The 12765-nt window shown below is 54.1% G+C and carries 7 protein-coding genes; 1 reads left to right on the plus strand and 6 read right to left on the minus strand.

Annotated elements, in window-relative coordinates:
- Window positions 1-545: 545 nt before the first annotated feature.
- The 5 genes from ACWAU0_RS22930 to putA all read right to left on the minus strand — a co-directional run bounded on the left by ACWAU0_RS22930 (window position 546) and on the right by putA (window position 9923).
- Entirely contained in the window at window positions 546-1322 is a 777-nt protein-coding gene (locus ACWAU0_RS22930) for an exodeoxyribonuclease III (protein ID WP_458139364.1), read from the minus strand.
- Between the two features lie 122 nt (window positions 1323-1444).
- A complete protein-coding gene (locus ACWAU0_RS22935; RefSeq protein WP_458139381.1) occupies window positions 1445-2437 on the minus strand; it encodes an alpha/beta hydrolase in 993 nt (330 codons plus the stop codon).
- A 203-nt stretch (window positions 2438-2640) separates the two neighbouring features.
- A complete protein-coding gene (locus ACWAU0_RS22940; RefSeq protein ID WP_458139365.1) occupies window positions 2641-3435 on the minus strand; it encodes a ParB/RepB/Spo0J family partition protein in 795 nt (264 codons plus the stop codon).
- 165 nt (window positions 3436-3600) lie between these two features.
- Entirely contained in the window at window positions 3601-6666 is a 3066-nt protein-coding gene (locus ACWAU0_RS22945; RefSeq protein WP_458139366.1) for a hypothetical protein, read from the minus strand.
- Window positions 6667-6842: 176 nt separating this feature from the next.
- The gene (gene putA, locus ACWAU0_RS22950) at window positions 6843-9923 is read right to left on the minus strand and encodes a bifunctional proline dehydrogenase/L-glutamate gamma-semialdehyde dehydrogenase PutA (protein ID WP_458139367.1); all 3081 of its coding nucleotides are present in this window, start codon (window positions 9921-9923) and stop codon (window positions 6843-6845) included.
- Window positions 9924-10046: 123 nt separating this feature from the next.
- Between putA and ACWAU0_RS22955 the strand changes: the two genes are divergently transcribed.
- Complete coding sequence (locus ACWAU0_RS22955) at window positions 10047-11405, plus strand: type VI secretion system contractile sheath domain-containing protein (RefSeq protein ID WP_458139368.1); 1359 nt, start codon at window positions 10047-10049, stop codon at window positions 11403-11405.
- Here the strand turns inward: ACWAU0_RS22955 and dctA are convergent.
- A complete protein-coding gene (gene dctA, locus ACWAU0_RS22960) occupies window positions 11388-12698 on the minus strand; it encodes a C4-dicarboxylate transporter DctA (RefSeq protein ID WP_458139369.1) in 1311 nt (436 codons plus the stop codon). The genes ACWAU0_RS22955 and dctA overlap by 18 nt on opposite strands.
- Window positions 12699-12765: the final 67 nt, after the last annotated feature.

Below are 12765 nucleotides of genomic sequence, written 5' to 3' on the forward strand. Positions count from 1 at the left end.
TAAGAGTTGTAGTGAACAAGCAATTTGCACGCCAAGCGTAAAGTTGCCTTATTGCTTCATTTGTCTGATAAAAAACGGCTCTAATGCACAATATTAGTGCGTTCGCCCAGTTTGGTGATTCATGTTAGTGCAAAGGTGGGTGCGGAGTGGGATTTTTATCGCTATCCCGGCTTTAAGCCTTATGCTTAGGAATACGATCAATATCGATTAAGGCGGCTAAAATGTTTGGGGACCTTATCAGCAGCTCGGATACGCGGCTATGCGGCATATGATTGCACAGTGTTGGTGCATATGAGATTGAATTGAGTCAAGCGACGTTCCGGGGTGAGAGTGATCCATTCAAGCTGTTTGCATCGTGTATCCTGGTCGCTGTTCCCGCGGAGATGAAGGTGTCATGGGTTGAAGGGCTAGTGAATAAACCGGTAGGTGATCTCTGGCAATGGCACACTTTGAACTGAATTGGTGCGCCTTTCGGTATCGGTAACCAGGCTGGTGCGTCAGTCGAACAGCTGCTTCGCTAATTCGGTGCGTTTGTCGATTGGCGGCTAGTCTGCGTAATCAACGATCAATGGCGCATGGTCGCTGAAGCGTTGCTCTTTAAAAATGCTGGTTGACTGTGCACGATTGGCGATACCCGGCGTGGCGACTTGGTAATCGATACGCCAACCGACATTTTTGGCCCAAGCCTGGCCACGATTGCTCCACCACGTGTAGCAGGCGTCGGTAGCGTCGGGATGTAGTCTGCGATAAACATCTACCCAGCCCAACTCATCATATATTTGGGTCATCCAGGACCGTTCCGCCGGCAAAAACCCGGAGTTTTTCTGGTTGCCGCGCCAATTTTTCAAATCCGCTTCTTTATGGGCGATATTCCAGTCGCCGCAAATGACCACTTCCCGGTCGCTGGCTTTGAGGTCGGCAAGATGCGGATAGAAGCGTTCCATCACGCTGTATTTGACGGTTTGTCGTTCCTCGCTGCTGGAGCCGGACGGCAGATACAGGGAAATGACCGATAGATTACCGACTTGCACTTCCAGATAGCGGCCCTCGCTATCGATGTCGGCATGCCCTAAGCCTGCTATTACTGCATCTGCCGGCTGTTTGCTGTAGATGCCTACGCCGCTGTAGCCCTTCTTTTCAGCATAATGAAAATAACCGTGGAGACCTTTCGGAGCCAGCATCTCGGCTGTCATATCGCCGGCCTGGGCTTTAAGTTCTTGTAGGCAGACGAAGTCTGGATTTTGGGTGTCTAACCAGTCGTAAAAACCTTTTCTGGTTGCCGAGCGAATGCCGTTTAGATTGGCGGAGATGATGCGGAGCATGGACTTTGGTTGGGGAATAGGTTAATAAACTGCGTCGCAGTTTAACAGTTTCGATGCCATCGCCCCAAAGCGCTTACGGCCGCTTGGCCGACACTCCGCGCACGTCTGTCGGGAATGAGGCTTTAGCCCTTACTCAACAATTGCCGGGCTCGGCTATCAGCTCCGGAAGGCAGTTGGTTCGGGCCAGATTTGATCCAGGCGACGATGTCCTGCCAGGCGGTGGGGGCTTGTAAATCGCGGAGCAGCATGTGGTAACCATTTTGGTAAATAGCCACCGTTTTTTCCGCGGTATCGGTAGTCAGCATTTGTTGCAAAAAAGCGTAGGTCGGTTCTTTTGGGATGACTTCGTCTTTCTCGCCGTACAGCATCAAGGTATGAGCCCTTAGCGAGTTTGCACTATCGAACGCCGCATCCATCAGGTTGGTTAAGCCGTATACCGTTTCCACACGGGTGGCTTTGATGACCATCGGATCGCGGCCCATCGCCCGCAACATATCGATATTATCCGACGGTAAAATTTCCAGTCCACTGCCGGTCAAGGTCAGCCAGGGCATGCTGTGCGCCAGCGTCCACAGCAAACTGGTTTGATACCAAGGCATGGTTGATCTGGCCCATAGCGCCGGCGCGGCCAGGATGATGCCGGCGACGTCCGGCATGTTTTCCTGCTGCATGGCGGTGATCACAATCGCACCGCCCATGCTTTCGCCCAACAGGTAAAGCGGTTTATCTGGGTAACGCTGTTTCAGCAGTCGGGTTAATTGTTTTAAGTCCTGCGCGTAAGCGTCACTGCCGGCCCACAAGCCGCGCTGCGGTGCCGCGCCGAAACCGCGTTGATCATAGGCGAAACAGGCGATGCCGAGTTTGCTGAAATAATTGCCCGGCGCATCGAAAAAGTGGCTGTAATCGTTAAAACCGTGCAGCGCAATGATCACTGCATTGGGTTCTGCCTCGGGCAGCCACCGCCGTAGTGGCAGACTTGCGCCGTCTTCGGTTAGGAAAGCATTGTCGCCTAACTGCGCGGTATTGGTTTTGGCACCGGGTGGATAGCTCATCGGCATGCAGCCGCTCAGTGAGAGCAGCACTAACAAGCCGGCCAGTTTGCCGGCGTGTGGCATGCGTTGTCGATAGGTTCTGCGAGCGTTCACTATTTTAAAAACAAGATTGTTCATCGCTAACACATTATTTCAGTATTGAATTTCCCAAAATATCCCGGCGTGTGATGCGCAAAACGGGGCATTGTTCCGGTCAAACTTATCTTAGCTGAAGTGGATGCCCAATTTTATGACAATTCAGGAATGGCTCGTTTCCTGTTATCGAACTATTCATCATCCCACAACACGGGAAATGCTTTACGCACCCGCTCGATGGCCTCTTGATCGACGTTTTTACCACGCAAAGCCAGTACCAGCGCGTAAACATCCTGAGTGCTGACTTTAAACGTGCGTTTGGGATCAGCTTTAACGGCGCTCGATAGGTGTTTGATGGCCGTGCGGAACGGCAAAGGCTTGGCGGCCGGTTGCGCTGGCCGAGACAGTTCGCTTTCGATAATCGCTTTTTCGTTGCCGGGCGGTGCGTTTAAGGCTTTACGCAAGATGTCGCGGGCCCTGGCCCAGGATAGCTCTCCACCCGCCAGTTTTTCGCGCATGGCTTCCGTCGTCAGTGGCGCGTAGCGAATGATGTCGTCAATCCAGCTGATGCTTTTGTCGAAGAATTCGGCGATGCGCTCCCTGGACCAGTTGGCATTGTTCAAGTAAATCACCGTTTGAAAATAATCGGTGATGCGGGTATCGACCCGGTCGGAATTCAGCTTCAGATTCAGTGCCTTGATCTCGTCCGGATCGCCGGTGACGATTCTGACGTCCACTCTGTCGAAATAGCCGGGATTGGCGCGGCGGATACCTTGAATGGCTTCCATGCGGTGAAAGCCGCCGACCAGATAATATTCGCGGTTGTTGCGCTCCCACACCACTAACGGTTCGAACAAGCCATTGACCACGATGTCTTTTTCCAAATGCGCGACTTTCGCCCGATCCAGTTCTCTGTGGTTGGTGAGGGTGTGGTGAAATTCGATTTGGTCGATGGGAAGATATTCATAGCGTTTGGTGGCTAGCATATTCGATTCTCCGAGAAAGCGGGATCCGCCTCGGGGTGTGTCGGCCTGGTGCCTATTCCCTTGTCCGGGCAGATAAGCAGCCACCATCGCATTTTTTCTAACGAAATTCAATCGTTTGGCATTGGCGATACGCGGCTCCTGCGGACGGTGGACGGCTTTGCGAGGCTAACCGAGTACTTTCATCATGATGGATAAGTAGTCTGTATAACCGATGGCGGCGGCCATGATAATTAGCAGCATGCCCTGAAAAATCGGGCGCTGCACAAACGGTTTATAGGTATCTTCGGCGTAGCGTTCCGCCAACTCGGAGAGGCTGGTCAGTTTGCCGGCGAGGGATGAATCTTTCACGTTGCCATGATTGGCTATCGATAATCGGCGCAGGTTTTTCATGGCGTTTTGCTCGGTTTCATCCGCTAACGCTTTCAGGCGGAAGTCGCAATAGAACAAGTATGCGATGCAAACGCCGATCACGATCAGCAGACCGGCCGGCGTATGCCAGTTATCGAAATAACTCATGCGCGCCAAAACCATCAGAGCGGCGGCGAATAGCGGATACGAGATCAGGCGGCTTGTCTGTTGCGTCATATCGCCGACCAAACGTATCGTCACCCAGTCCTGAAGGTACGCTGCATCGATATTCAATGTGTCGCTGTATTCCTTCGTCATGGACGCCGGCCAGGGCGCCGCGCGCGGAATGGTGCGGATAAACTGGATGATCGCTTGCGCTGCCTCGGTGACGCTGATCATCAAAAACAGGAATGCCGGCACCAAGATCGCCTTCAGCAGGATTAAATCGAGGTAATAGACTAAAGGGCCGCGATACGGCGTAAAAGGCACGCCCAAGGACAAAATCACCACAAACGATAAGATCCACGCTAAAAATGTCAAAATGCTGGTTCGCCTAATATGCATATTTCGTTTCAGTCGCCTGTCCAAATATCTATCGTGCGCGTAACAGCGATTGTCGGCGGATACGCCGAACTTACCGCTGAAGTTCAGCTGTTCCCAAAGCAATAGCGGAAACTTGGCGGTTTCGATAACCCAATACACTGTGACAACCAGTGCGGCGAAGCGGATTGCCTCCGTCGACCACATGCTTACGCCTTCGATTAAGGCCAATGGTTCGGGTTGTGGGTTATTGAGCACGAAAGCCGCTAGTCCGCAGCCAATGGCGAAAGCGATTAGCAACCAGACTCTTTGCCGGCGCAGCACGGCGGCTTTCACCGGGAGTTTGGCGGCGGTCGCGATTTTGATTTTGCGCCGAAAATACAGCCCGAGCCCGATCAATACGAATGCGCCGATTAACATTTTCAATGCCAGGCGCGGAAATCTTGAAAACGATTGCGCGGTTGCCGAATCCGGTGTCGGCGCGGTGTCGCTGAGATCGCCTCCGGATTGTATCAGGGTCTCCATAGGCCCTAAGGCATCACATTTTTGCCGGTCGGTTTTGCCGGTGTCCGTGTTGAGAGGGAAAGCTTTGCTACGGCCGATTTCATGCAAGGCGGGTTGATTGAATACCTCGCTGTCCAGCAATTGTTGGCGCGTGGTCGTATCGCACCCGGTTGCTGCGCCAGTCGCTTCGGAGGGCTCATGGTTGGAATCCCACAAGGCCATTTGCGCGGCTAAAAAATATGCAGTTTGATAGCTGTCGCGGAACGGCGGGATACGAGTTTGTAATGCCGGCGGTAATTGCAAACCGAAACTCGAGACAACAATCAGGTTACGAGCCCACTCGTTTTGCTCCGGGTGTAGAAGTCGGGCATCCATCACGTTTGTGAAATACCAAACATCCGGAAATTTGGCATGCAGCGCTTGCAGCACCAGTAGTTTGTCGTAGACATCGCTGCCGAGGATACCGATGGCACCTATGGCTTGGTCGTGGTCTTCCAGTTCCTGTTCCAGTTCTTCAACCCTGTCGGTTAACCGGCGCATGTAATCAAACTGACTGTCGCCGTCGGCATGCTCCATGGCTTTGGAAGCCTCGGCGGCACTGTTGGTATCATTGTTGCCGGATTTGTTGCCGGTGCTGGTACTACTTTGGCCGCGCAGGGTTTTGCCGTCCAAGCCTCGGAAATAGGTGTATTGGTGTACGTATTTTTGCAAGTAATTCGCGCAACCCGCTGTTGAAATCATGGGGTCGCGGCATGCGCCAAACGAGTGTTTTCCGTTCATGGCGGTTTCGACTAACGCATCGGCAAATGTGGTGCCAATATGGTAGGCGTACAGTGATTCGGTTTCGGAGATCAATACCACGTGTTTAGTGGGCTTAGCCAGCTCGGCTTGGTCGCCGATCCGTACGCCGCGGAGTTCCAGTTCCTGGCTCAGCGCGCCCGCCAGCTGGCTGTCGGTCGCCGTGGTGCGGAGGAACGACAGGTGATTTTTGAAGTGCTCGGCCAAGTTGCTCGGTTGATGGGCCGTTGCCGCTTGGTTGCCGTACATTAATTTACCTTCATCGACCGTTGCTCGGGGCGAATACATTCGAAACAACGGCGCGTCCTTGGGCTTGCCGACTTTCAGTGCCTCGCTCGCCATGGCTTGCAGATCGTCCGAAGTTGCCGGTCCCAGTACGTTGAGCTCTAGCTTGTTGTTTTTCTCGTAAAGTTTGCGCAAATTTTTGAAAAGATCTTTTAGCGGCTCATAGCCGAAGGCTTTGCTGTCAAGGTATAGCAGCAAAATAGGCGGATGTTTCTCCGCTTCCGGACTCCGGGCCATCGGTTGGGCTTTCCAAACCAAATGTTCGAATGCGATCAAGGTACTCGATTTGTTCAGCAGGTAATTGACGTAACCGATATGCTCCTCGTCGCTTGGGCCGTACTCTTGTTTGGAATTGCCGATTAACCCTGATAATACCGCGTAGCGGATACGGCGCCGGGTTTCCACGTCTTCTTGATAATGACCATTGGGCATTAGTGTGGCGATGACGATTTGCCGCCCGTCGGGAATGTCTTCCAAGTGGGACTGAAGGGTTTTTATCAATTCCTTCTGGTCTTTATATTGCTGATACCCCTGACTATTCACATTTTGGTTGGCGATGGCTTCGAATGGGTCTTGCCACAAACGCGCGTCTATGTCGGACTTAAAGCCGGCTTGTTGCAATTGCGATAAGGACGCTTTATTGGGTCTGGAATCGTTGAAGGGGCTTTGGCCTACGAACAGGCTGCCGCCCAAAATGATCAATAGCACGCTTAATAAGTTAGGCGAGATCGCTGTGGATTTGTTTTCTTTAGACATAAGCGCCAATCTCTGATTGCGATGGAGAGTAGTGGGGCATACCCGGTTGTGCAACTAGACTAACACTAGAGGTTTTCGGCTTCAAAGGCAGAAACTAACAACGTTTTTTGTAAAATTGCACTATCGAGCAGGGCGCGGATTTCAAATTTCGCGAACCGAGACCATGAAATCCATGTTTATTTTCGCAACAACCAAGGATTGCCGCCGATAGCGGTGAGGTTGGTGGTCAGGGTTTGTTCGTTGGCAAAGCGTTGCAAGTAATGGGGGCCGCCGGCTTTCGGGCCGGTGCCGGACAGGCCCATGCCGCCGAACGGCTGCACACCCACCACCGCGCCTATCATGTTGCGGTTGATGTAAATGTTGCCGACCCGCGCGTGCTCTTGGATGTAACGCATATTGGCGTTGATGCGGCTGTGAATGCCCAGTGTCAAGCCGTAGCCGCTGGCATTGATGGCCTCGACCACTTTTGCCAGCTCGTTGGCTGGGTAACGGACTATATGCAGGATGGGGCCGAACACTTCGTGGTCAAGGAAGGATAGGGCAGGTATTTCCGCTAACGTCGGTGGAAAAAAACAGCCGTTTGTTAGATCGTCGGTCAAGGGCAGTTGATATAACAGCTTGGCGTCGTGTTCAAGCTTCTCGATGTGCTGTTGCAGGGCGGCTAACGCGCGTTGATCGATAATAGGGCCGACGTCGGTGGCAATATCCAGCGGCGAACCGACCCGCAGCACACGCATCGCGCCGATCAAGCGCGCAATGACGCTGTCGGCGATGTCGTCCGGTAGAAACAATACCCGCAATGCCGAGCAGCGTTGGCCCGCGCTGTTAAATGCTGATTGCAAGGCGTCCGTCACCAGCTGTTCCTGGTGCGCGGAGCTGTCGGCGATCATCGCGTTTTGCCCGCCGGTTTCGGCAATAAGCGTGGCGATGGCGCCGTTACGACTCGCCAGTTGCCGGTTGATATTCAGGGCGGTGGCGACGGAGCCGGTAAACGCCACGCCGGCGACGCGCTCGTCGCTCAGCAAATGACGGCCAATCTCGGCGCCCTCGCCCGGCAAAAACTGCAGTACCTGTTCCGGGACGCCGGCGCTATGTAACAGGCGCAAACAGGCCGTGGCCGTTAATGATGTTTGTAGCGCCGGTTTCGCGATTACCGTATTGCCGGCCACCAACGCGGCGGCGATTTGGCCGATGAAAATCGCAATCGGAAAATTCCACGGACTGATGCAGACAAACACGCCGCGCCCGACACTAAATAATTGATTGTCTTCACCGGTTGGACCCGGTAAGCGCAGTGGCTGAGCAAATTGTTCGACCGCGCAGGCCGCGTAATACCGGCATAGATCGACAGCTTCCCGCACTTCCGCCAGCGCGTCGCGCACGGTTCGGCCACCTTCGCGAATGCACAGCGCCACCAATTTCAGGCGCTGCTGCTCCAATAAATCTGCCGCTTTTAGCAGATACCCGGTGCGGGTTGCGACCGGGCATAAACGCCAGTCATCGAACGCGCGTGTGGCTTGTTGCAAGGCTTGTTCTATATCATTTGCGGAACTGAACACCACTTCGCCAACCAGGCTGAGCTGGTCGTGCGGACTATAAACCGGATGCGGTTCGCCATGCATTTGTTGACCAGCAATCAATGGTGCGGCTTGCCAAGTCTGGTCCGACATAGCAGCCAATTCATTTTGCAACTGCTGTAATTTCTCGGGATCGCTTAAATTCAGCCCCTGCGAGTTCTTGCGTTGCGCGCCGAATAAGTCAGTGGGAACAGTAAGAGGGTTAGTCTCGACTTCGTTTAACTGGTTCAAAGGATCGCCGGACAGCATGGCAGAGCTAATCGCCGGATTTTCGATTTGATTGATAAACGAGGTATTCGCACCGTTCTCCAGCAAGCGTCTGACCAAATAAGGCAACAAATCCCGGTAGCTGCCGACCGGCGCATAGACGCGGCAATTGATCGGGCGTTGATTGAGCAATTCATCATACAAAGCGCTCCCCATGCCATGCAGTCGCTGGAACTCAAACCCCGGATGCTCTTTGCCAAACTCGCAAATCGCCGCGACGCTGTGGGCATTATGCGTGGCAAATTGCGGATAAAAAGCTTGAGGCTTGGACAGTATCAGCCGAGCGCAAGTCAGATAAGACAAGTCGGTGGCAGGCTTTCGGGTGAACACCGGGTAGTCGTCCCAGCCGTTTTCCTGGGCGCGTTTGATCTCGCTATCCCAGTACGCGCCTTTTACCAAGCGAATGGGAATGATGCGCTTCTGGGATTCGGCCAATGCCGCCAGCCAATCGATCACCGCCAACGCGCGTTTTTGATAAGCTTGCACTGCCAGACCGAAGCCCGGCCAAGCGGCCAGCGCCGGATCGTCAAATACCGCCGCGAAAATATCCAAAGACATATCCAGCCGTTCGGCTTCTTCCGCGTCGACAGTCACGGAAATATTCGCCGCGCGGGCCAGCTTAACCAAAGCTAACAGTTTGTCGCTGATGGCCGGCACCGCATAACGCTGCTGTAATGGCTCATAACGCGGATATAACGCCGACAGCTTGATGGAAATGCCGGGGTTGGTAAATAAATCGGCTGTTGCTGATTCGGCCAGCGTTTCAATGGCATGCCGATAGGCCGCGCAATAGCGTTCCGCATCGTCTTGGGTTAAGGCCGCTTCGCCGAGCATATCGAAAGAATAGTGATAGGCCGGATTGCGGTCGGATTGTTTGATAGCCGCGTTTATGTTTTCGGCGATGACGAAATGTTCGGCCATTTGCTGCATGGCTTGCTTGATCGCCGCGCGGATCAGCGGCTCGCCCAGCCGGCTTAATAATCCATCGAAAACCCGCTGCCGAACCAGTTCTTCCATTTTTCCGCTCATCCATAACGCACCGCTTGCCAGGTTAACCGGCAGCGAATCACTGTGCAGCCAGTGGCTATACCAATCGGCATCGGCGAGTTTGTCGCGCAAGAACAGGTTTTGCGTGTCGCTATCCGGAATCCGCAGCAGCGCTTCGGCGATGCTCATCAAGACGATGCCTTCATCGCTGCTCAGGCTGTATTCGTGCAAGAAGGCTTCGAAAATGCCCGGCTGTTTATACTTGGCACGTACCGTTTCTATCAAAGCTTGCGAACAGGCGCCGATGGCCTGGCTATCGTAATCTCCCAACCTGGCGATCAGGCCTGAGATGGCTTGCGGCTCTGCTTGGGTAAATGCTTGATTGATGCGCCGGCGCAGTTCGGCTAAACGGTTGGCGTTGCTCATGGCTATCACCTGTTGGACTGACACCCATAAGCATACCGCTATCCGGAAAAACCGGCTGGCTTGTTGGACCGGGTTTGCTCTGCTACTGTTGATGCTAAAGCACTGAACGCGCGAGGAGAAAACATGTCAGGCAGAATTGATTTTACGATGGGTTTTAATGCCGGAAAAACGGCCAAGGCCGGCGGCGGCGAAAGTAGCTACCGGGTTTATATTTTCGGCAATTTTTCCGGTGCCGCCGTGTCTTGGGAGCAAAGCAAAATCCGCAAAATCGATGTCGATAACTTTGAGCAAGTGCAGGCGCAAGTCACACCCTCACTGGAAGTCAGTTCGGGCATCACGCTGCAATTTCCGGCGTTGGAGGATTTTCATCCCGATGCCTGGTTGGGAAAAGTCAAGCTGCTGGCCGATTTGCGGACTTTAAAATCGGAACTGGGCAACCCCAATACCGCCGCGCAGGCGGCGGCGAAAATTCAGGCCTTTTTTCCTGGCGTAGTCGCCAGCGAAGCAGCAGCGCCTGTGGCGGAAACGGAAAGCCAAGAGGATATGCTGGAACGTCTGCTGGGGAAAAAGCCGGAAGGCGCAGTCGCGGCGTCCGATTCTCTGGATAGTTTGTTGAAACAGATTGTGGAGCCGCATGTCGCCAAAGACGCTAATCCGCAGCATCGGGCGTTAATTGATGTGATCGACGCCGCGACCGCACAGTTTGTGAAAGCCCTGTTACACCGGCAGGATTTTCAAGCCTTGGAAGCTTTGTGGCGGGCGACGTATGAATTGGTGCATGAAGAAGCCGCCGACGCGCAACAGCTCTATTTGCTGGATATTAGCCAAGCCCAATTGCTGGCGGAGCTGGAAAAAGGCGGTGAGAGTGTCGTCCAGCGTTTGCAGCAACATATGCAAACCGGTGACGGCGAGCAGGATGTGTTGATCGTGGCCGATTATCTGTTTGCCGAAAATGCGGACGACAAAGCCTTGCTGGGTTATTGTGCGGATTTAGCCGCCAAATGCGGGGCGGGGTTTCTGGCGGGCGCAGGGAACGGTTTGGTGGTCGAGGCTTTGCAGAATCCGCCGGATTGGCTGGCATATCGCCAGCAGATCCAGGCCGACAGCGTGATCTTGACCTATCCGCGCGTGCTGATGCGTTTACCTTACGGCAGTAAACGCGATCCACTGGAGAGCTTGACGTTTGAAGAGTGCAGTAATATCCCGCAGACCGACGAGTTGTTGTGGGGAAATTCGGCCTTTTTAGCGGCCAGGGTATTGTTGAGAGCTGCTCAGGATGACGCCACCGCGGAGCAATTCTTTTTTGCCGATGTACCGGCGTTTAGCTACGAACTGGACGGCGAGCAGGTATTGCAGCCCGCGACGGAAGTGGTGTTGAACGAAGTGCAGGCGAATAATCTATTGGCGCAAAACATCATGCCGGTAGTCAGCTATCGGCAACGGCAAGGGCTGCGCTTACTGGGGTTAGACACCCTGGCTTGACCGGTTTTGACCAAGCTGTGCCCGCATCTTTTCCCTATCCAGCTCGCCTTCCGAATGCGACACTACAATCGTAGCTACCGCATTGCCGACGATATTGGTCAAGGCCCGCGCTTCCGACATAAAGCGGTCTATGCCCAGGATCAGCGAAAGTGCCGCGACAGGTACCGCCGGCACTACCGCCAGTGTAGCCGCCAAGGTGATAAAGCCGGCGCCGGTGACACCGGACGCGCCCTTGCTGGTCAACATTGCTACCAACAACAGCGTTAATTGTTGCGTCGGGTCTAAATCGACATTCAAGGCCTGGGCGACGAATAGCGCGGCCATGGTCAGATAAATATTGGTGCCGTCCAGATTGAACGAGTAGCCGGACGGTATCACCAAACCCACCACCGAGCGGGAGCAGCCCAGTTTTTCCAGCTTGTTCATCAACGGCACCAGCGCCGATTCCGACGACGAGGTGCCGAGCACCAGCAACATTTCTTCCTTGATGTAGCGCAACAGCCGAAAAATATTGAAGCCGGTCAGTGCGGCTATGCTGCCTAGAATCAAGACGATGAACAAGCCGCAGGTCAGATAAAAACTACCCATCAGCGCGGCCAGCGGTTTCAATGCGGCCACGCCGTATTTACCGATGGTAAACGCCATCGCCGCGCCGGCCCCGAACGGCGCCAGCTTCATGATCACGCTCATCATCGCAAAAAAGATGTGCGAGCATTCTTCGATAAACACATACACCGATCTGCCGGCGCTGCCCATTTGCTGCAAGGCAAAACCAAACAACACCGCCACTAGCAACACTTGCAGCAAATCGCCGGAACCGGTGAAGGCGTCGGTAAAGGTTTTGGGGATGATATGCAGCAGAAAATCGGCGGTACTTTGCTGGCTGGCCTGTTTCACATAACCGGAGACGGCTTGAGCGTCCAGCGTGGCCGGATCGACGTTAAAGCCTTGGCCTGGTTTGAGCAGATTGGCCACCAGCACGCCCAACCCCAGCGCGAAAGTCGAGACGATTTCGAAATACAGCAAGGCTTTGACGCCCACCCGGCCAGCCTTTTTCATATCGTCGGCACCGGCGATGCCCAGCACAATAGTGCAAAACACCACCGGGCCTATCAACATCTTGATCAGGCTGATAAAGCCGTCTCCTATGGGTTTGAGCGAGATAGCGTGTTCGGCGTCCAGGTAACCGAACAGGCCGCCGGCAACGATAGCCAATAGAACCCATAGATAAAGCCGGGCGGAGGGGCTGGCTGCTTGTGACGATGGCGGTTTGCTGAGGTTTTCCGAGTTCATGGTTTAGCGCGTGGCTCTTAGAATGTAGCGCGGGTGTTGAGCGCACTATCGTTTAAAAGCTGCGCGT

The sequence above is a fragment of the Methylomonas sp. Uni0009 genome, from assembly GCF_054188105.3.